Source organism: Cyanobium sp. BA5m-21, assembly GCF_024346235.1.
In the GTDB taxonomy this organism is placed as follows: Bacteria; Cyanobacteriota; Cyanobacteriia; order PCC-6307; family Cyanobiaceae; genus Cyanobium_A; species Cyanobium_A usitatum.
The window spans coordinates 1-19,897 of record NZ_JAGQCO010000001.1 but is presented as its reverse complement, the minus strand read 5'-3'; the positions used below and the strand labels follow the sequence as shown (position 1 = coordinate 19,897).

22 protein-coding genes are annotated in these 19,897 nt (G+C 60.8%); 14 read left to right on the top strand and 8 right to left on the bottom strand.

The window, feature by feature from the left end:
• Position 1 precedes the first annotated feature (1 nt).
• Positions 2-241, top strand: coding sequence for an Hfq-related RNA-binding protein (locus KBY72_RS00110; protein ID WP_254961409.1), 240 nt, complete (start codon positions 2-4; stop codon positions 239-241).
• A gap of 58 nt (positions 242-299) precedes the next feature.
• Positions 300-2,939, top strand: coding sequence for a leucine--tRNA ligase (gene leuS / locus KBY72_RS00105; RefSeq protein ID WP_396121846.1), 2,640 nt, complete (start codon positions 300-302; stop codon positions 2,937-2,939).
• Here the strand turns inward: leuS and KBY72_RS00100 are convergent.
• Entirely contained in the window at positions 2,936-4,039 is a 1,104-nt protein-coding gene (locus KBY72_RS00100; protein WP_254961410.1) for a DUF4912 domain-containing protein, read from the bottom strand. The two genes, leuS and KBY72_RS00100, sit on opposite strands and share 4 nt — an antisense overlap.
• Before the next feature lie 312 nt (positions 4,040-4,351).
• Between KBY72_RS00100 and KBY72_RS00095 the strand changes: the two genes are divergently transcribed.
• The gene (locus KBY72_RS00095; protein WP_254992899.1) at positions 4,352-4,528 is read left to right on the top strand and encodes a hypothetical protein; all 177 of its coding nucleotides are present in this window, start codon (positions 4,352-4,354) and stop codon (positions 4,526-4,528) included.
• 3 nt (positions 4,529-4,531) lie between these two features.
• Here the strand turns inward: KBY72_RS00095 and KBY72_RS00090 are convergent, their stop codons facing one another.
• Both KBY72_RS00090 and KBY72_RS00085 read right to left on the bottom strand, forming a co-directional pair.
• The gene (locus KBY72_RS00090) at positions 4,532-4,735 is read right to left on the bottom strand and encodes a hypothetical protein (protein WP_254961411.1); all 204 of its coding nucleotides are present in this window, start codon (positions 4,733-4,735) and stop codon (positions 4,532-4,534) included.
• A gap of 77 nt (positions 4,736-4,812) precedes the next feature.
• The gene (locus KBY72_RS00085; protein ID WP_254961428.1) at positions 4,813-4,989 is read right to left on the bottom strand and encodes a hypothetical protein; all 177 of its coding nucleotides are present in this window, start codon (positions 4,987-4,989) and stop codon (positions 4,813-4,815) included.
• Positions 4,990-5,135: 146 nt separating this feature from the next.
• Here KBY72_RS00085 and KBY72_RS00080 point away from each other — a divergent pair, with 146 nt between their 5' ends.
• A complete protein-coding gene (locus KBY72_RS00080) occupies positions 5,136-5,987 on the top strand; it encodes a galactose mutarotase (protein WP_254931920.1) in 852 nt (283 codons plus the stop codon).
• Here the strand turns inward: KBY72_RS00080 and KBY72_RS00075 are convergent.
• Positions 5,984-6,304, bottom strand: coding sequence for a 4a-hydroxytetrahydrobiopterin dehydratase (locus tag KBY72_RS00075; protein WP_254931919.1), 321 nt, complete (start codon positions 6,302-6,304; stop codon positions 5,984-5,986). The two genes, KBY72_RS00080 and KBY72_RS00075, sit on opposite strands and share 4 nt — an antisense overlap.
• 107 nt (positions 6,305-6,411) lie before the next feature.
• Between KBY72_RS00075 and KBY72_RS00070 the strand changes: the two genes are divergently transcribed.
• The 6 genes from KBY72_RS00070 to KBY72_RS00045 all read left to right on the top strand — a co-directional run bounded on the left by KBY72_RS00070 (position 6,412) and on the right by KBY72_RS00045 (position 12,032).
• Positions 6,412-7,431, top strand: coding sequence for a GGDEF domain-containing protein (locus KBY72_RS00070; protein ID WP_254931918.1), 1,020 nt, complete (start codon positions 6,412-6,414; stop codon positions 7,429-7,431).
• Positions 7,432-7,524: 93 nt separating this feature from the next.
• Positions 7,525-8,667, top strand: a complete 1,143-nt coding sequence (locus KBY72_RS00065) for a DUF1611 domain-containing protein (RefSeq protein ID WP_254961412.1) — start codon at positions 7,525-7,527, stop codon at positions 8,665-8,667.
• Positions 8,664-9,743: an alanine/ornithine racemase family PLP-dependent enzyme gene (locus KBY72_RS00060; RefSeq protein WP_254931916.1), complete on the top strand. Its 1,080-nt coding sequence runs from the start codon at positions 8,664-8,666 to the stop codon at positions 9,741-9,743. The genes KBY72_RS00065 and KBY72_RS00060 overlap by 4 nt, the downstream gene beginning before the upstream one ends.
• A 26-nt stretch (positions 9,744-9,769) precedes the next feature.
• Positions 9,770-10,579 (top strand): prohibitin family protein, encoded by an 810-nt coding sequence (locus KBY72_RS00055; protein WP_106501758.1) that lies wholly within the window; start codon positions 9,770-9,772, stop codon positions 10,577-10,579.
• A 45-nt stretch (positions 10,580-10,624) separates the two neighbouring features.
• Positions 10,625-11,290: an SDR family oxidoreductase gene (locus KBY72_RS00050; protein WP_254961414.1), complete on the top strand. Its 666-nt coding sequence runs from the start codon at positions 10,625-10,627 to the stop codon at positions 11,288-11,290.
• 49 nt (positions 11,291-11,339) lie between these two features.
• Positions 11,340-12,032 (top strand): phosphotransferase-like protein, encoded by a 693-nt coding sequence (locus KBY72_RS00045; RefSeq protein WP_254961415.1) that lies wholly within the window; start codon positions 11,340-11,342, stop codon positions 12,030-12,032.
• 16 nt (positions 12,033-12,048) lie between these two features.
• On the opposite strand, the gene KBY72_RS00040 is transcribed toward KBY72_RS00045, so the two are convergent.
• Positions 12,049-12,897, bottom strand: coding sequence for a methyltransferase domain-containing protein (locus KBY72_RS00040; RefSeq protein ID WP_254961416.1), 849 nt, complete (start codon positions 12,895-12,897; stop codon positions 12,049-12,051).
• 84 nt (positions 12,898-12,981) lie between these two features.
• On the opposite strand from KBY72_RS00040, the gene KBY72_RS00035 reads away from it, so the two are divergent.
• Positions 12,982-13,443 (top strand): DUF3574 domain-containing protein, encoded by a 462-nt coding sequence (locus KBY72_RS00035; protein WP_254961417.1) that lies wholly within the window; start codon positions 12,982-12,984, stop codon positions 13,441-13,443.
• A gap of 260 nt (positions 13,444-13,703) precedes the next feature.
• Here the strand turns inward: KBY72_RS00035 and KBY72_RS00030 are convergent, their stop codons facing one another.
• Entirely contained in the window at positions 13,704-15,182 is a 1,479-nt protein-coding gene (locus KBY72_RS00030; RefSeq protein WP_254961426.1) for a glycosyl hydrolase family 57, read from the bottom strand.
• A gap of 13 nt (positions 15,183-15,195) precedes the next feature.
• The gene (locus tag KBY72_RS00025) at positions 15,196-15,951 is read right to left on the bottom strand and encodes a glycosyltransferase (RefSeq protein ID WP_254961418.1); all 756 of its coding nucleotides are present in this window, start codon (positions 15,949-15,951) and stop codon (positions 15,196-15,198) included.
• 223 nt (positions 15,952-16,174) lie between these two features.
• Between KBY72_RS00025 and KBY72_RS00020 the strand changes: the two genes are divergently transcribed.
• Both KBY72_RS00020 and KBY72_RS00015 read left to right on the top strand, forming a co-directional pair.
• Positions 16,175-16,594 (top strand): nuclear transport factor 2 family protein, encoded by a 420-nt coding sequence (locus KBY72_RS00020; protein ID WP_254961419.1) that lies wholly within the window; start codon positions 16,175-16,177, stop codon positions 16,592-16,594.
• A 19-nt stretch (positions 16,595-16,613) separates the two neighbouring features.
• The gene (locus KBY72_RS00015) at positions 16,614-17,285 is read left to right on the top strand and encodes a L,D-transpeptidase (protein ID WP_254961420.1); all 672 of its coding nucleotides are present in this window, start codon (positions 16,614-16,616) and stop codon (positions 17,283-17,285) included.
• Here the strand turns inward: KBY72_RS00015 and KBY72_RS00010 are convergent.
• Positions 17,267-18,952, bottom strand: coding sequence for a protein adenylyltransferase SelO family protein (locus KBY72_RS00010; RefSeq protein WP_254961421.1), 1,686 nt, complete (start codon positions 18,950-18,952; stop codon positions 17,267-17,269). The two genes, KBY72_RS00015 and KBY72_RS00010, sit on opposite strands and share 19 nt — an antisense overlap.
• Before the next feature lie 414 nt (positions 18,953-19,366).
• On the opposite strand from KBY72_RS00010, the gene KBY72_RS00005 reads away from it, so the two are divergent.
• The coding region (locus tag KBY72_RS00005; RefSeq protein WP_254992898.1) for a class I SAM-dependent methyltransferase at positions 19,367-19,897 on the top strand (531 nt) is incomplete at its 3' end.

Sequence of the window (19,897 nt, the reverse complement as noted above, 5' to 3'; positions counted from 1 at the left end):
TATGCAGAGCTTTTTCGAGAAGCGGGCCACCGCCCTCGATACCTCGCAACCCAGCATTCGGCATTTGCAGGATCTGATTCGCCATAAAACCCCGGTGGCGGTCCAGGTGCCGGGTGTGGGGGAGCTTGAGGGAATCCTGCATTGGCAGGACATCGACTACCTGGCCCTCAAGCAGGACGAAAATCGTCCCCTCACCCTGATCAATCGTGCGGCCGCGGCGACGATCCGTGCGCTCGGCTGAGCAGGAGTCATCCAACTGGGCTGTGGCACGATCAAAGCCCTGATCCAGCCTGGCTGCCGTGAGCGACGCCCCCCGCTACCAACCCCAGGCCCTCGAATCGCGCTGGCAGCAGCACTGGGAGAGCGCGGCTCAGCACCGCACGCCAGCCATGCTGGATGGGTCCTGCGGCGACAGCTATTACGCCCTGTCGATGTTCCCCTATCCATCGGGGAACCTGCATATGGGTCACGTGCGCAATTACGTGATCACCGATGTGATCGCCCGGGTGCAACGTTTACGGGGCAAGCAGGTGCTGCATCCGATGGGTTGGGATGCCTTTGGTTTACCAGCCGAAAATGCGGCCATCGAGCGGGGAATTGAACCCGGCATCTGGACCGATCAAAACATCGCCTCGATGCGGGAGCAGCTGAAGCGGCTTGGCCTCTCCATCGACTGGGATCGAGAGCTAGCTACCTGCCATAGCGACTACTACCGCTGGACCCAGTGGTTATTTCTGCAGTTTCTAGATGCAGGGCTCGCTTACCAGAGAGACGCAAGTGTCAACTGGGATCCCATCGACCAAACGGTGCTTGCCAACGAACAGGTGGACGGCGAGGGCCGCTCCTGGCGTTCCGGAGCCCTGGTGGAGAAACGCAAGCTGCGCCAGTGGTTTCTCAAGATCACCGCCTACGCCGACCAACTGCTGGACGATCTGCCCAAGCTCGAGGGTTGGCCGGAGCGGGTGCGCACCATGCAGGCCAACTGGATTGGCCGCAGTACGGGCGCCGAGCTGCACTTTGAGGTTGTGGATTCATCTGGCGCCGGCACCGGTGAACAGATCACCGTGTTCACAACACGCCCGGACACCATCTTTGGCGTCAGCTACCTGGTGCTGGCCCCAGAACACCCCCGGGTAGCTGGACTGACCACCGCCGAGCAGACGATCCACGTGCAGGCTTTCTGTGATCTGGTGAGCCGCCAAAGCGAGCTTGAGCGCACGGCCGACGACAAACCCAAACGGGGTGTGTCGATCGGTGCCCGGGTGCGCAACCCAGCCAATGGCGCCCTTATCCCCCTCTGGATCGCCGACTACGTCCTCGCCGACTACGGCACCGGCGCAGTGATGGGGGTCCCTGCCCACGACCAGCGCGACTTCGTATTCGCGCGGCAGTACGAATTGCCGGTGCAGCAGGTGATCATTCCCCAGGGCAGCGACGAGCACGCCTTCGAAGGTGGTGCCTGGACAGAAGCCGGGGTTTTGATCCACTCCGGTTGCTTCGATGGTTTACCAAGCGGTGAAGCCAAAAGGGCGATCACCGAGGCAGCTGCGGGTCAGGGTTGGGGCAATGCCAAGGTGCAGTTTCGTCTGCGCGACTGGCTGATCTCGCGCCAGCGCTACTGGGGCTGTCCCATCCCGGTGATCCACTGCGAAAGCTGCGGTGTGGTGCCCGTACCGGCCGAACAGCTGCCGGTGGAGCTGCCGGTGGGGGCCAACCTTGAGGGCAAGGGCGGATCGCCCCTAGCCCAATTAGAGAGCTGGGTGAACGTGGACTGCCCTTGCTGCGGCAAGGCGGCGAAGCGTGAGACCGACACCATGGACACCTTCATGTGCTCCAGCTGGTATTTCCTGCGCTACAGCGATCCCCACAACACAGACCTTCCGTTTACACGCGAGGCCGTGGACCGCTGGTTGCCGGTTGATCAATACGTGGGCGGGATCGAGCACGCGATCCTCCACCTTCTCTATGCCCGCTTCTTCACCAAGGTGCTGCGAGACCGGGGCCTGCTGGGCTTCGATGAACCCTTCATCCACCTACTTACCCAGGGGATGGTTCAGGGCATTACCTACAAGAACCCCCACTCCGGCAAATACATCGCACCGGGCGATGTTGTCGATCCAAGTGACCCCCGTGATCCAATCAGTGGTGAAGTGCTAGAGACTTTCTACGAAAAAATGTCGAAGTCGAAGTACAACGGCGTCGACCCTGCCCAAGTAATTGATAAGTATGGCGCTGATACGGCCCGGATGTTCATCCTGTTCAAGGCTCCACCGGAAAAAGATCTGGAATGGGATGACGCCGATGTGGAAGGCCAGTTTCGGTTTTTACAGCGCCTGTGGCGGCTGGTGGATGGGGCCTGCGCCCGGGACCTGCAGCTGTCAGGTGTAGGGAGGGCGGTTGAGCAAACTACGGCCCAGTTTGCCAACACAACACTGACTGCATCTGAGCTGGAGCTGCGCCGGGCAGTGCACACGGCCATAGCCGAGATCAGTGAGGACCTCGATGGTGAATATCAGTTTAATACCGCCATTTCTGAGTTAATGAAGCTCAGCAATGTGATGGCTGAACATCTCGAGGCCGCCACTGCGCCCGTAGCTAAAGAGGCATTGCACACCTTGCTGGTGCTCCTGGCTCCGTTTGCCCCCCACCTGGCGGAGGAGCTTTGGCTGCGTTTGGGCGCCAATCCAGACAACAACTGCAGCATCCACGCTCAGAGCTGGCCGCACCCAGACCCTGCAGCCCTAGTGCGCGAAACTATTGATTTGGTTATTCAGGTCAAGGGCAAGATGCGAGGCAGCTTGGCGGTGCCCGCCAACGCTGATAAAGCAACCCTTGAACAGCTGGCGCTCAATAGCGAAATCGCACAAAAATGGCTGGAGGGCAAGCCCCCCAGCCGGGTAATCGTGGTGCCTGGAAAGCTGGTGAATCTGGTGCCCTAGAACCACTCAGCCACCGCTTCTTCAGCGGTGTTGACATTGGCGTGCGGGGTAGTGCGGACGAATTCAAGAGTGATATTGCGACGTTGTTCGCCGTCAGCTGCTACGGCAGTAATGGGGTACAACTGCTTGCCATCACGGAAGGGAACCTGAAGCCTGAAGGTGCCGTCTTCGCCAAGGGGCACGACTTCCTCACCAATCCGCAGGGTTGCCGCCGGATCAGTAGCTCCATAAACAATCAATTCGGCATCGGCTACTAGCCAGAAGGCTCGCTGACGAGTAGCCACACCACCAGCACCCGACTCGTTGCGGCCGCTGGCCCAAACACCGGCGCCGGAAGCATTCAGACCCTGATTGTGGTCGGAATTGGCATCCACCTCGTGGAAAGCCTCAGAACCGCGGCCTACCGCCCGCCAAGTAGTGGTGGCAGCCTGATAAACGCGCTCGTGAATACCAGGAGCTGCATTAGGCATAACAGCAGAACCAGCTGCAGCAGGAGCAGGGGCCCCTAGGGAGAAGGGCACAAACTGATCGAGGATCTGCTCACTGGGATGGAGGGCAGGTACCCGAGCCACCGAGGAGAAGGCCAATGAACGCCAACCGCCACCAGCGAGCCGGTAGCCAAGTTCAACCCGATAGTCCCGGTCGCTGAGGGGAACAGGCAGGTACCACTCGGTGGCATGGCTATTAACCACTACTTCCTGCATGGTGTGCTGGTGGGCAGCACCAGCACCAAGACCGGTCACATCCACAACTCGAAGTACCAGCTGGCTGGCACCGTCGGCCATCGCCTGGCGACGGTCTGAGTCGGAGAGCTCCCAAAACACGTAGGCCCACTGGGGATCCCTGGGCAGAAACACAACTGCCGTTTTGGAGGCGGGCCGGGGAGCAGAGCCCATCTCGGCTTCCATGCTGCGCAGACCCTCATCCTCTGGCACCTCACCATCAGGCTGGCTAGCTGGGGCCTGGGAGTCTGACCTTCCCTGAATAGCCCGCAACAGCTGATCCTTCAGCATCCGGCTATAGCGGCCGATGCCGAGGTTGCTGGCCATCTGGCGCAGTTGACGCAAGGTCAGGTCGTTGGCCTCGTAATCACCCGACATCGGAAAACCTGAAGTAGTCATAACTGCTGCTTTCCGAATAAACTCAGTTGATTTTCAGGGATTACGGCCCTGTTTCTGGAGCCTTGTCAGCAGATCGCCACGTCCGGGGAGCAAGCGGCCCCGTCAGGTATTGCCGGCAAGAGCCGATTCCAGGCGCTCCCCAGCGGGCAGCCAGGGCTACGGAAGACTTAGCTCTGTCAGCGGGAGCAAATCAAGCGATCCGCCAAGAAGGGTCGAGGCCATGGCCCTTGGCGACTTGTGTCAATGAATGGCCGTGCCCCTCCCAAGGAGCGAGGTCCGTTCTTAAACAAGGTGAACTCCGCGGACCTATCTATGCGTTGGCTGGGCCTGGTGCTGTGCCTTCTGTGGCTGGGCTGGCGGCTCCAGGCCCTGTGGCAGTGGACTCAGCGGCAATGGCGCCTAGATCCGCTCAGCAGTGAATTCCAGCAGGAACTACGCCGCCGCGGCTTAGTGGGGGTTTTGCCCTGAAAACTAAGCGCTAGCTACAAGGCGCTGCCTAAGCAATTGAATGTGGTCGTCAATGAGGGTGCGAGCCTCTTCAAGGCTGGCTACTGAACCCATGGGCATGCCACTGCAGTGCTGAATGCGGTAGGCCTCTGCAGCTGGACAGCGCCTGATCAAGCGCACGCTGCAGCCGCGATGTCGCCACTCCGCAATAGCAGAAGAATCAGGCATGGCACGCTCTGCGACCATTGCAATCAACCAAAGCTGTCCAGGGATGGCAAGGGGAAGTGTTGGTGCGACAACCAGCCTCAGGCTTTCTGGCTTAGCCGCCAAAGCTCGTTAACGGTTTTTCCTGATTCCACAGCCCGCAGACGCTTGACCAGCTCGAACATATCGGTGCTGGCCAACTCGCCATTTTCTTGCCACTCCAGGCTGCGGGGCTCGAATAATTCCTGGCGAGGCGCTCTGTCCTCTGAACGATTCATAGCTGCTGCACGTTGATTGCAAGACCATATGGAATTGATCAGGGGATCGAGACCGGTTCCAATCTTTATCAATGGAAGATTGTGTGAAGGAACACCGGCCCAGAGGCCGGCCGCAGGCCTAAATAGGCCAACCCCGCTCGAGCTCCGTGGCCCTGGTACACCGCGAAACCCCATATCCACATTGGGAGTTCGCCAGCGACTCCGGCGATCTGCTGCGGGTGGTGCCTGAGCGGGGAGGTCTGGTGACCGGCTGGCGCTGCAACGGCAAGGAGCTGATTTACCTCGATCTTGAACGCTTCCTCGACCCCGCCCAATCAGTGCGGGGCGGAATTCCCATCCTCTTCCCGATCTGCGGCGGCCTGCCGGACAACACCTTGCCCCTGCCCCAGGGGAACTTTCCCCTAGGTCAGCACGGCTTCGCCCGGCAGCTGCCATGGCAGTTGAGCGCTCTCGAGGATGGCCAAGGGATCGCCCTTGAACTCAACGACAGCGAGACAACCTTGACGAGCTATCCCTTCAGCTTTCTGCTGAGGCTTGAGCTGCGCCTGGTGCCAGGGGCCCTCGAGATCGACACCACGGTGCAGAACCGCAGCCAGGAGCCGATGCCATTCAGCTTCGGCCTCCACCCCTACTTCAACCTCAGCAACCTCAAATCTCCCCGCTTTGAGGGGCTACCGGAGCGCTGCCTAAACCATCTATCGATGGCCGACGCCGACACGGCAGAACAAATGGCGCGATTGGACGACGGAATTGACCTGTTGGTCCGTCCCAGTGGTGACGTGCGCTTGCTGGATCCGGAAGCCGGCCTGGCCCTTGATCTGCAGCTCAGCGCCCCGTTCAACCTGGTGGTGCTCTGGACCGAACCGCCCCGTGCGATGGTCTGCCTGGAGCCCTGGACAGGACCTCGCCAGGCTCTGATCAGTGGCGATGGCAAGCTTGAAATTGGTCCCAGCGAAACCTGCCGGTTGCAGACCCGTTACGCCGTTAGCGCCTGCTAAGCCCCATCAAGTTTGGCGGCCAAAACTGCGTCAGCTCTGGTTAGGCCATCCACCTTGTGGGTGTACACCTCAGCGCTGGCGTGACCCCAGCCAATGCTGAATTCGGCATGGTGACCCTCCGCTTCGCAGATCGCTCCAGCCCGGTTGAGCCAATCGAGAGCCTGCTGAAAATCAGCGAAGCTCCAGGCCTTTTGCAAGTGGTGTCCATCCACAACAACCCAACCGGGCAACTGGGGCAACAATTCCGCTAGTTCAGCGGCATCCAGGAGCGGCGCCCCATCGCGGCAGGGAAGACAGCTTTCTTGGTGGAGGGCCATGGGAAGGGCTGCTGGGAAGGTCTGTTGGGAATAGCTAAATCATGGCCCTAGTGAAGCCCGGTTGGCGGGCCCAAGACTTCCTAGGATTGGAATTATCGGCGAGGTTCATGCCGTATCCCGACTACCCGATTCCGGCGGATGAATCCCAGCGCCAAAGGGATTTAGAGCGCCTGGGGGTACTAAACCATCCAGGCGATCAGCACTTCGAGCGACTGGTGCGGCTCGCCTCGACTGTGCTGGAAACCCCGATTGCGCTCATCTCCTTGGTGGATGGCGACCGCCAATGGTTCCTTGCCCACCACGGCATAGACAGCACCGAAACACCGCGGAAGATGGCCTTTTGCGCCCACGCCATTGCCGGTGATGAAACCCTGGTGGTGCCAGATGCCCACCAAGACCCGCGTTTCTGCACCAATCCCCTGGTGACTCAGGTCCCAAAGGTGCGCTTCTACGCAGGTACACCGCTGCAGAGTCGTGACGGCCACAACCTGGGCACCCTGTGCGTGATCGACCGGTTGCCGCGCCACTTCAGCTCCAGCCAGGTGCGACTGCTCGAGGATCTAGCCCAGCTGGTGCTGCGTGAGCTTGAACTGCGCCGACTCACCACGGTGCATCCAGTCAGCGCCTTAGCAAACCGAGCAAACTTCCTGGAGCAAGCTGAGCCTGAGCTGCTGCGAGCCCGCCAGGCAGGCGAAAACCTGGCCGTGCTGGCCCTGCAGCTCGACCACTTCGACCAGATCAAGAACCGCTGGGGTCTGCAGGCCTCGGATCGCGCGGTAATGGACGTTGCCGCCCTACTGCGCTCCCAGCTATGCGAGCAGGACCTGGTGGGTCAAACCGGCGATCAGGAATTCGCCCTATTGATGGTGAATGTTGAACTTGCTACAGCCATGGAACGGGCTGATGCCATCCGCACTGGCGTCAGCGAGCTGCGGGGCGTCTTTTCGACCAGCGGCCACCAGCTAACGGCCAGTGGCGGCCTGACCCTGCTTGCCCCAGCCGATCGCCAGGCGCTTGATGCGCTGCTTCGGGCCGAACGGGCCCTAATCCTGGCGCAGGGCAATGGCCGAAACCAGATCGCCGAAATACTGGCTGACCCCCTAGAAGCAGAAAGCGTCCTAGGCTGAATTTATCCACGCCCTCCAGCGGCCAATTCTGAGCCCTGAAATCAGCACCTCAGACTTATCTCAAGCCTGGGTAAATGATGGGTCCTGGCTTATTTGGCATTTCAAAAACAGGTCAACGACCTGACCATTTCGATTGCACCGCATCAAGTTGCGGTTAAATCGGCTGCAGTCGTTTACTGCGAGGGAAACTTCGCTGGGCTCGATGGCAAAACCGCCCACGGCCTAGTGCGCTTCTGTGAGGCCTTTGAAATCAGGGCCATTATTGATAGCCAATCAGCTGGAATTGATGCAGGCCTGCTACTAGACGGCATCAGCAACGGCATACCCATCGTGGCTGATCTAGATGAGGCCCTTGCCTTGCCAGGGCCCCGCGCCAGCACCTTCATCTATGGCATGGCGCCTGCAGATGGCCTCTATGGCAAAGACGATCGCCGGGCTCTGCTGCTGGCCATGGCAGCTGGCCTGAATCTGGTCAGCGGCATGCGCGAATTCCTTAATGACGACAGTGAATTTGCCCTAGCGGCCAAACGTCATCAAGTGTCAATCCGGGATGTGCGTCGTCCAGCCGCTTTGAAGGATCTTCGCCTGTTCAATGGTTCGATCGCCAAGGCACGCTGCATTCGAATCGCCGTGCTCGGCACCGATGGCGCCATCGGTAAGCGCACCACGGCCACGGTTCTGGTTCAAGCCCTAAATGCCAGCGGTATCCGCGCCGCTTTGGTGAGCACCGGGCAAACCGGATTGATTCAAGGGGGGCGCTATGGCATTCCCCTTGATGCCATTCCGTCGCAGTTTTGCTCAGGGGAGGTGGAGGCCGCAGTGGTGGAGGCCTACTGCACGGAAAAACCTTCGGTGATCGTGATTGAAGGCCAAGGGGCCCTCAGCCATCCCGCCTACCTCTCTTCCAGCTTCATCCTGCGGGGCAGCCAGCCCCAGGCGGTGGTGCTGCAGCACGCACCGGCACGGCGGCAGCTGAGCGACTTTCCGTTTATGCCGATGCCCACGCCTGCAAGCGAAATTCGCCTGATCGAATCCTTTGCGCCAACAAGGGTAATCGGCCTAACCCTGAACCACGAGGGCATGAATGACGCCGAGGTGAGTGCGGCCATCGCCCTCTATGCGGCCGAGCTCGCCATTCCTGTTACCGATGCGGTGAGCCGACCTGCCTCTGCTCTGGTGGCAATGGTGCTGCGAGCTTTCCCCGAGTTGTGTACATCAACTGACGGCCAGCTTTGAGCGCACCGCGGCTGGAGATTCATCTCGAGCACCTACAGCACAACGCCACCACCATGGTGAATCGGCTTGCCCGCCAAGGAATCAAGGTGACCGGGGTGAGCAAGGCAACCCTGGGACTGCCGGAAATTGTGCGCACCTGGGTTGCGGCAGGGGTGCACTCCATCGGTGAATCACGAATCGAATCAATCGAATCGCTTAGCCGCTGCGAGCTTGGCGTTCCCCTGCTGCTGATTCGCTCGCCGATGCTCAGCCAGGTGGATCGGGTGGTGGCCCATGCGGCGATTAGCTGCAACAGCGAGGCGGTGGTGCTCAAGGCCTTGGCAGCTGCAGCGCATTGCCAGGGGGTGCGCCACGGAGTGCTGCTGATGGTGGAGTTAGGGGATCTGCGCGAGGGAATTCTCGCAGCAGACCTTGAGGCGATGGTGTTACTAACCCTGGCCCTGCCAAACCTGCTGCTAGTGGGCATCGGCACCAACCTGGGCTGTCAAAACGGCGTTGCCCCAGATGAAGCGAATATGGGCGAACTATCGCGTCTGATCGAAGCCCTGGAAAGGCGTTTTGGCATCAGGCTCGAGTGGTGCTCGGGAGGTAATTCAGCCAATCTTCCCTGGCTGACTGGTGGCGGCGATCCGGGCCGCATCAACCACCTGCGCCTCGGCGAGGCCCTACTGCTGGGGCGAGAGCCCCTCACCCGCACAGCCATACCAGGGCTGTATACCGATGCCATCACCCTGGTGGCAGAGGTGATCGAGTCCAAGCGCAAGCCAAGCCGTGCCTGGGGAACGCGTCACTGCACCAGTTTTGCCAAAGGGCCAGTTGCTCCCCAAAAGCAACCAGACCAACCCATGGCCATGCGAGCGCTACTTGCCCTGGGCGAACAGGATGCCGATCCGACCGGTCTTAGTGCCCCTGGGATCAGCATCGAGGGCGCATCCAGCGACCACTTGGTGGTGAGCGGAGCGGCAGAGGCGTTGGAGCCGGGCGATGAGCAGCGCTTCCAGGTCAGCTACAGCAGCCTGCTGCGGGCGATGACATCTCCATTTGTGAGCCGTTGTTTCATCGGCGGACCTGCCTAAGGTTCGCAATTGGTAATGGCCCCTTCATGCAGTCGCCCCTTCGCTCAGCTGGCAGTCCCGATGGTCCTGGAGCAACCCTCAGCCTGATTGCGGCCGTTTTGGTGGGCATCGCGATTCTGCTCAGCCAAACCGTGTTCATCGTGCCGGCAGGCAACGTGGCCGTTGTCACAACCCTGGGCAAGGTCACCGGTACCCCCCGCAGCCCCGGCGCCAACATCAAGGCCCCCCTGGTGCAGAACACTTCGCTGTTTGACGTGCGCACCCAAGTGCGACCAGAGCAGTTTTCGACTCTCACCAAGGATCTCCAGGTGATTCAGGCCACCGCCACGGTGAAATACGCCATGAAGCCTGCAGAAGCGGGGCGGATATACGAGACGATCGCCACCGATGACCAGCAGATCTATCCCCGCGTGATCCAACCATCGCTACTGAAGGCACTCAAATCAGTCTTTTCGCAATACGAGTTGGTGACTATTGCCACCGAATGGAACTCCATTTCGGAGCTGGTGCAGGAGAAGGTGGCCGAGGAACTGCGCAAATTTGACTATGTGAGCGTGCAGGGACTAGACCTCACTGGCCTGCAAATCGCCGAGGAATACCGCGCCGCGATCGAGCAGAAACAAATTGCCGAGCAGCAGCTTTTGCGTGCCCAGACCGAGGTCTTGATCGCCGAGCAGGAAGCCAAGCGCTACGAAACGCTCAACTCAAGCCTCGATGACCAGGTGCTCTACAAACTCTTCCTGGACAAGTGGGACGGCCAGACCTCCGTGGTGCCAGCATTACCTGGTACTGCTGGGGGGAGCGGCAACTCGGTGATCGTCAACGGACGGCGCTGATGCTGGCTTGAATCAGCCGGTCTTGAGCAACTGCGCAGGCCAACAATGCCAACTTTCCTAGTTACCGGCAGCAACCGCGGCATTGGCCTCGAATACTGCAAACAACTACAGGCCCGCGGCGATCAGGTGATCGCCGTCTGTCGCACGCCGTCGCCGGAACTGGAGGCGCTGGGGGTGCGCATCGAGGCGGGGATCGAGCTCACCGCTGAAGAGGATCTTGATGATCTGGTGCAACGGCTAGCTGGCCAGCCGCTTGAGGGGGTGATCCTCAATGCCGGCATCCTCGAAGGAAACCGCCTGGAGAATCTCGACAGCAACAGCCTCAGGCGTCAGTTTGAAGTGAATGCCCTGGCGCCCCTGCTGCTCGTGGCCGCCCTGCTGCCGAATCTGCAGCCCGGTTCCAAGCTGGCACTGATGACCAGCCGCATGGGCTCGATTGACGACAACAGCTCCGGCTCCTCCTATGGCTATCGGATGTCAAAGGTGGCGCTGAACATGGCAGGGCGATCCCTGGCGATCGACCTGCGGCCACGCGGCATCGCCGTGGCAATCCTCCACCCGGGCCTGGTGCGTACCCGCATGGTCAACTTCAACCCCCAGGGCATCAGCCCCGAGGAGGCGGTGCGGGGCCTCCTGGCCCGCATCGACGCTCTCAGCCTGGGAACAAGTGGTGGCTTCTGGCACGCCAACGGCGAGGTGCTGCCTTGGTAGGAGCCCCAGCCACCTGGAAGCCCTTGCTGAACCAAACGCCCAGTAAGACATGACGACATCGGTAGCGATCCTGGTCAACGGCGCCAGCTCATCGGGGAAGTCAACCCTGTGCAAGGCCCTTCAAGATCACCTCACGGAGCTGGCCGATGGCGATCCTGCTGCTGCCTATGGGCTAGTGGCTTTCGATGACATCGCACTGCTGCTGTCTGACAGGTTGTTTCCGCGAAGTCTGGTGAAGCTGCAGGGGGGAGATACCAGCCGCCTGATCTCTCGAGAACCCCACGACGGCAGGGCCGCCTGGGAGTATGTCGACAACAGCCAGGCCGAAGGCAGGCATGGCGGCAGCCCCCGGATGCGCCTGGAGCTCAACCCTCTGGGACGGAGAGTGTTGGCGGGGCTGCACCGAAGCTGGGCCCAGCACCTCAAACTGGGCACAAACCTGATCATCGACCACTTCCTGCAGGAGCAGGGGTGGCAGCAGGAGGTGCTCGAGCAGCTGCGTGCCTCCGGGGCCCGGGTGGTGCTGGTGGGGGTGCACTGTTCCCTGTCCGAATTGGAGCAGCGTGAATCGGGTCGCGGCGATGGTCGGCTGGAGGAGCGACCGCTCGGCTTAGCCCGCCGCAGTGATGAGCTCTGCCACTCCCATGGGCTGGTCTACGACGTAAGCGTTGACACAAGCCTTCAGACCACCGCGGAGGCGGTGCTGATGATTCTTGAGCAACTTCAGGCCTCCCCGCACTAGGGAGAAGGAATGCCCATCAGTATTTGCGAGCCACAACAGTGGGAAACATCCGCTGTTCGTCGTGGTGCACGGCGACCACCGCGAAGCCCGCATCCTGCAAGTGCTGGCGCATCTGGGACTCCTCTCGAAAGCAGTTCCATCGGGGCGGAATCACCTTCTGGAACAGAAAGCGCTGATGCTCGAGATCACTTGCCTGCCGGGGTTGCCACTGCTCTGGGGGGGTGATGAAGCTGATCACGAAAATCCCATCGGCCCGCAGCGCCTGGGACACCTGGCGGTAGAAGTCAACGCAACGGTCGTCCTCCTGCACATAGATGTTGAGGCCGTTGCTGGTGAGCAGGTCCCACCGCTCCGTACTGCCCAACTGCCAGGCATCGCGATGCTCGAAGGCTGCCGCCACAGGTAGGCGAAGTGTGTTGCAGCGATTTTCAGCTTCACTAAGGGCCTCGGGATCCAGATCGATGCCTGTGAGCTCCAACCCCTCATGCTTGGTGTAATCCAGGCTCAGTAGATCGTCCATCAGGCCGCAGGGCAGTGACGCCAGCGCCATGCCGGCTCGCAGTTGCTGCTGCGTGACCGTTTGCGCGATCCGGAATCGCTCCTGGGTGGCAAGGATGATTGGGCAGCGGTTCAGCAGCCACGACTCAAGCTCGCTCAGGGGTGTGCCATCGCTGCTCAGGTTGGTCTGACGGCCCCGATCGGGGAACAGCAAGACATAGGAGGTCCAGTGTCCGTTCAACCCCCGGTTATCGAGCAGGAAGCGCCCGAGCTCGAACTGACCGAGGGCCGAACGTAGACGCAGCGCCTCGGGATCGGTCGCGGCACTTGGCTCAGGTTCCCTATGGCCATGCGACAGGATCTCCATCAGCGGGGTCAGACAGCTACGGGGCTGGCGTCGTGGTTCCAGGCTCATAGTGTGACCCGGGAGGACCGGACGACAGTGACTGCCATGAGCCTGCGACTTGCCCCATTCGTACTGCCGCTGCTACTGGGACTGTTCGGGTTTCCCGGGACGGCACTGGCCGAAAGGTATGCCCCTGGATCCACCAGCTCCAGCAGGCCCGCTCAAGCCGCTGAGAGCGGCTGGCTCAAATCCGAGCTGTACTTCGGTGCCCGAATCGCCAACGGGAGTTTGATCAGCCCGGAAGCTTGGGCGGAGTTCCTTGAGCAGGTGATCACTCCGGCCTTCCCCGATGGGCTCACGGTGGTTCAGGCCCTTGGCCAGATGAGGAGTTCCAATGGCGTCATCCGCCAACAACCCACCTGGGTCGTGGTGATCCTGCGGCCCAGAGGCTCCCTTGAGGACCAGCGGATCCGCTCTGTGATCAACAATTTCAGAAGCCGTTTTAAGGGCGCTGAGCTGATGCGCGTCGATATCCCTGTGACCCAGCCCCAGTTCTTCGCCAACTAACGGTCGATTAGGCGCTATTGCCCACCGATGCGCTGCCATGGAGCTGAACAGGCTCCGGCATTAGCCGTGCGCCACGATGGGGCCCAACTCGATGTTGATTATTCAAACTGGAAGTCGAGATGGGCCGCCACCCAACCCGCAGCAGCAGCATTGAAGCTTGCATGTTCAGGAGTATCGAAGTCACTCACGGACAGCATGCGGCGAACCGCCCTGGATCTCGGTCTCACCTACCGCGCCCTAGCCGATGGGGGCTGTACGCGTCAGTCTTGCAACGAGGACATCCCGCGCCGATGGATCTCAACGGCGTAGTCGGTCCAAGTGCCCTGGCCCCAATAGCGAAAGCAGCTGGTTTGCAGCAGCAACAGATGCAGCAGGGCTTCCTGGTAAGGCCCGCTGCTAGTTACGCAGGGATCTGCAGCCACCAGGGCATCGAAGCGTTGGTGAAAGGCGGCGCTGAAGCTATTCATCGGTTCCAGCACGTTGGCGTAGCCCTCCACCCAGCTGAGGTTGTTGGTCCAGGAGGCACCGGCCATCGAGAAGGAGGAATCGCTGGCCTGAAGCGCTGTGATGGCGTCTTGTACGGATTCCTGGGTAGGCACGGCACCCCTGCTTTGCTGGGCGACCTCTTGCCACAGCTTGTGTTGGTGCACAGCCTGAATCGGCGGATAGTCGCCGGCAGACAGCCCGGCGGCCTCGAGTAACTCGAGATATTCGCTGCCATTAATTGCCACCGTGGACGCCACGGTGGCAACGCCACCGCCCTCGGCGGCGATGCGCTGGTGAGCCTGAATGAAGGCCTGAGGAAATTCGTTCATCATCACGCCACCGTTCTCGCCATCGGCGATCTGGGAAACGAGGGCAGGCACGGACTTGCCGCCAAGGGGTATGGGTCCCCGCCCCAGGGCTTCGTAGTAGGGCTGCATCTGACCCACCAGCTTGGTGTCGGAGCCCTGGGTTTTGATCAGCGCCGTGATCGACGCCAGCTCACCGCTGGAACTGCGTGCCACCAATTGGTTGGGCACAAGTTTCTGCTCCTGGCTGAGGGCGGAACCATCGGGATTCTCAACGCTGTGCTCCTGCACCAGCAGCCAGCGGTAGCCGCACTCCCGCAGAGCATTGATGAATTCGTAGAGCGTGTCTGGGTGATTGGGTAGGTGCATCTCCGGCGGCGAGAAACCCTTCACTCGCTGCAGGGCCGCATCACCAAACATGGCCGCAAAGTGATGCTGCCAGGCCAGGATCTGCAGCTTGAGATCGGGAATTGGCGTGGAGGGAGCCACGGCATGGCTCCAGAAAGTGCCGAGCCACTCCACATGGGGTTGAAGGGCAGGATCACAGGCCAGCCGCTGCAGCGCTTCGAGGATGTCGTGGCGACCCATCTGCTGAAATCCCCACAGCAAATTGCCGGAGTAATCCAGCATGATCCGCGGATTGGCGCCCTCAGCAATCAGCTGGTGGATGATGTCGGCCAAACGCCGATAGCAATGGGCGAAGGCTTCTGCGTTGTGGTTGTCACCCTCTCCGGGATGCTCAACCATGTATTGGAGGTGGGATATCAGCTCTCCATTGGCACCGGCTGGAATCGTGGGCTGGTGCATGTGCAGGGCACAGGCGAAGCCTGAACGAATCTGCTCCAGCTGGAGATTGGTGGTGGGCAGAAATGCAGGCTGCTGCTGCTGCACCAGGGCGAGGATTTCTGCTTCGCGGCCAGCGATCGGCGGCAGGGAGTGGTTGCTCACAGGTTTGAGATAATCAAAGAGTGGCAATGCGCTGGCGAATCAGCGGCACTGATGAACTTGCAAGCTGCTGAGAAAGGATGGTTTGACCGCGTTCCCAAGCAGATCGACGCGACAGAAGCTCCAAATCATCAAACCAAGCTGACTTGGTCATTTGGCCGACATGGAGGCGGATGTGATAGACGTAATCAGAAATAAGAACGCCTGCAGCACTACTTGTAACCGCGATCATCATGCCTACATCTTCACCTTGTGGCAGGCCCATCCAGCCACCGACACGCTTGAGTAGGGCAGTCTGTACAAGCAGGGTGGTTGGCCCCAAGGGAATGCTGTCATGGGGGGATGGCCAGGCTCGCCAGACATCACCCGCCAGACATGGACCAGCGGCCACAATGGCAGGATCATTTTTGAGATCGTCAGTGCAATAACCTGCAGCCCATAGGGCCCCTGCCTGGCCATTGATTGCGGCCAGGCGCTTGTCGATGGAATGGGGGTAAAGCCAGTCGTCGTCGTCAGCACTGGTGATCCACTCCCCCCGAGCAACAAGCAGGCCAAGATTGCGCGCTGCCGCCTGACCAATCGGCCGGGCAGACGCAATCACTGTCGCGTTGGCTGCAAGCTCAGCAGGCAAGGCCTCAAGGTCGTTGCCATCAACGACAATCACATGTTCGATGTTGCAGTTATTTTCGTTCAGGCTACGATTAAGCTTGCTCAGCATAGGCAATCGATCAGGCAAAAGCCTGGTCGGAGTAATGACGCTAACGGTCGTCAAATTAGTTGAATTATTGCGAGCTCATCCACCCTAGTCGACCCTGGAGACCCCAAGCCCTTTGCTACCTGATCAAATAGGCAAAACCGAATGATTTGACCATGAAACTGATCAAATCAAACTTTCCAAAACTTGAGCGCAAAGGCGCACAGCACGGATGTGTGCTTGGGCCTTTGCGCACCACCAGGCCTGCGGCATCCTGGGTTGAGCCCTTGATCTACCCGCGGTGGACACTGCCCAGCTGCGCGCCTTGTTCAACAAGCCCTACGGCGCTCCCGGCCCGAGCGAGGCGCAATGGCGGCAGCTTTACGCCGAGGACGTGCACTTTAGCGATCCAACCCAGGAGAGAGATGGCATTTCGGCGTACATCAAAGCCCAGGAGGGCCTGCTGAAACGCTGTGACGACACCTACCTCACCCCCGGCGCGATTGCGATCGAAGCCAATTCAGCCTTCGTGGAGTGGGAGATGGGTCTGAAGATCAAGGGCATTGAGTTTGTGTATCCAGGCACCTCCCGGCTGCTTTTCAACAGCGAGGGCAAGATCTGCGACCACCGCGACTACTTCGACTTCGTGGGCCCCACCTTCGGTCCGGTGCCTGTGCTCGGGGGCTTTGTGCGCTGGCTTTACAAGCGCTTTGTGGGCTGAGGCAGCTGCAGAAGCCGTGATGCGCCCTTTCTCCACACTCGCTCTGCTCGCCCTGGCTACGGGGCTTTTCGGCTGCGGCACCAACAAGCAACCCAAGCCAGGACCGGCCGCCGTTAGCGGTCCCATCCGGATCGAGCTCGACCCAAAGGATCCCTCGAAGAGCTTCGGGGTGTTGCCACGGGGCGAGGAGCGCACCATTTTCAAGGTGGGTTTCGGCCGCAACGGCATCACCTGCGCGGGCAGCCGCTTCGAGGAGGGCTACACACCCCTGGGCCGCTTCCGGGTGAATGCCATCCTCAGCGGCAACACTTTCGTGATGGATCCCGCCCTGATCGCCAAGTCGGGCAAGAGCGAGGCCGAGCTGCGCAAAACGCTTTTTGGCAACATGAACGCCATCGACTTCGACGGCGATGGCGAAAACGGTGAATACGGCAGCGGCTACGTAAGCCTGGAGCCGGTGGACAGCGTCAAGCAGCCCTTCGCTTTCAACACCTACGACGGCAAGTTTCGCTGGTACAGCTTCGCCATTCACGGCAGCAACAACGACAAACGCATCGGCCAAAAGGTAACCGGCGGCTGCGTGAACGTGGCCGAGCCAGATTTGAAGCTCCTGCTCTCAGCCGTGAAGCTCGGCGATGAGGTGGTGATCAACGCCGCTGGCGGCAAGTGTGTTCAAGACGAACAGCTGTAGTGCGACACCCCCCCGGCGTTGAAGAACTCCCTGGGTTTGAGGCGGTCGTAGGTCGCCGCCAGCTCCGCTGAGGGCGCGTCGTAGGGATGGCTGAACACCGCTTGCAGCTCCTGAAGCAAGGCGGTGTCGCCCTGCTCCGCCTGTTGATAGGCCGGTGCAATCAGCCACTCGCGCCAGGTGATGGCGGGGTTGCAGCGTTTCATGGCGGCGGATGTCTCGACGAGGTCGCCAATCTGGGCACGCCAACGCTCCAGCCAGCCGCTCCATGCCGCGTCGAGGCCCTCCGAACTCGGCTCATAGAAGCTCTGCTTCAGGGCTGAGAGGTGCTCGGGGGTGGTGACAGGAATCTCCGACAACCTTCGGAAGAAGATCGTGTAATCCGCTTGGGAGCGCAGCATCAACTCCAGCAGCTCATTCACCAAGGCAGCATCAGGGGCAGCCAGGCCCAGCTTGCGGGCCCACATCGCCTCGAGCTCCTGGTTCATCGCGCCGGCAAAGCCATCGCGAATTTGATCCAGCTGCGCCAGGGCATCGCTGTTGTCAGCCAGCAATGGCCGCAGGGCCGTCCAGAACATTTGGTAGTTGGCTCCGGCGGCCAAAGGTTGGTTGAAGAAGCTGAAGTGCTCGCCGCCACCGGTCCAGGGCTGGAAGCCGGGATCGAACCGTTCGCAGAAACCGAACGGGCCGTAGTCGAGGGTGTAGCCACCGGCAGCGCAGTTGTCGCTGTTGAAATTGCCCTGGCAAAACCCCACCCGCATCCAGTGGGCCACCAAGGCAATCAGCCGCGTGCGAAACAGGCCGGCCAGCTCCAGCACCTGGTCGCTGAAGGGCAGGCTCGGATCGATCTCGGGCCGGTAGTTGCGCTCAATCAGGTGGGCCACGATCAGGCGCAGCTCGTTAAGCGCCTCCGGATGGGCCTGGCGGCGCACGCGGCGGGCAAACAGCTCCAGCTGGCCCACCCTCAAAAACGAAGGCGCCACCCGGGTTGTGATCGCCGCTGGGTTGTCGACCAGCACGTCGGGATCAAAGGAGGTGGACCCCGGCGCATACCAAGGCCGGCGCACGGTTTCGGCGCCGGATCCATAGATGGTCAAGGAGCGGGAGGTGGGAACGCCCAGGGCGTGCATGAACTCCTGGGCCAGAAATTCGCGCACGCTGGAGCGCAGCACGGCCCGACCATCGGCGCCGCGGCAGTAGGGCGTAGGTCCACCGCCCTTGAGCTGCAGCTCCCAGCGCTGGCCGTTGAACACGCCTTCAAAAACGGAAATGGCCCGGCCATCGCCGTAGCCATTGCCGGTGCCAAAAGGACACTGCTGGATGTATTCAGCGCCGTAGATCGAGAGGGCATAGCCGGTGGCCCAGCCGTAGGGGCGCATGGGCTGCCGCGCCACGCTGATGTCGCCGGAAAACAGCCGCAGGAAGGCCTCGTCGTGGGCCAGAGAATCGCTCAGGCCCAGCTCCTTGAACAGGGCGGAGCTGTGCGCCAGATAGGCGGGCACAGGCAGGGGCGTGGGTGTGACCGGCACGTAATGGCCTGAGAACACCTGACGGGGGCGGTGATCGTGGCCATCCAGCGTGGCCTGGGGATCCGGCTGCAGCGACTCCAGCAGCGAATAATCAGCCCGTTGCGCGAACTCAGAGAAGGATGTGATCGGAGTGGTGCTCACGGGGCTCGCGGGTTCTGGCCGGCAGGGATCAGTGGAGGCTAGGGATGGAGGCCTCAGCTTGAGCGATTGGGCCGATGGGGCCGCAAAGCAGCGACCTAATCGAAGGTGAATTCTTTGAATACGAACCTAGCCAAGATTTATGAGTTCTTCACCCAGCATCGAGCGCGGGTGACACGCACACTCGTTAAAAGGCGCATGATCTGTTTGTTGCCAGCTGATGAAACTACTTGAGCTGCTACAGGCCAGATTTGAAGGAAATCACTTGATATACTAACACCCAAGATCAGAAGCGGGCATTATTTGCTTGCATAGACAGTTCCATTCGCTCCAGCCTTCTGAATCTTGTTGTTAGTCTTAAAGCGGCTGCGTTCTCGATGAACGCCCCGACAATATCCTTGAAGAGAAGAGCCCGTCATGCGCGACCCTCGCGAAGATTGGCGGCGTTTCGACGCCGCCGCGATTCCGAGCAAGGATTCCACGCCGCACCTCGACTCGTTCCTGCACGAGGTGAAGACCGAAGCGGCGGGCCGGCCGCTCATGCTCCTCGACGTGGGCTGCGGCAACGGGCGGCTGAGTCGAGGGCTCTTCGAGCAGGGGTTTGCCGTGCTCGGTGTGGACATTAATGCGGGCGCTATTCACGCCGCAGAGCACAACGCAGCGACCGCCGATACCGTTGGCCGCTCGCTGCGATTTGCAGTGGCCGACTTCGCCGAGGATGCCGCGCCGCTGCTCGACGGCGGGCCGTTCGACGTGGTCGTCTGCCAACTCGTGATCTCGATCATCGGCGACGTGCGCCATCGGGCAAACCTCCTCCGGCATGCACGAGAGAATCTCCGGCCCGGTGGTCGGCTCTTCCTGTCGGCCTCGGGGGTTTCCGACACGATCAACGCCGGCTACGCGAGGCTCTACGCCGAAGACCTTCCACTGACCGGCGAGCGTCACACC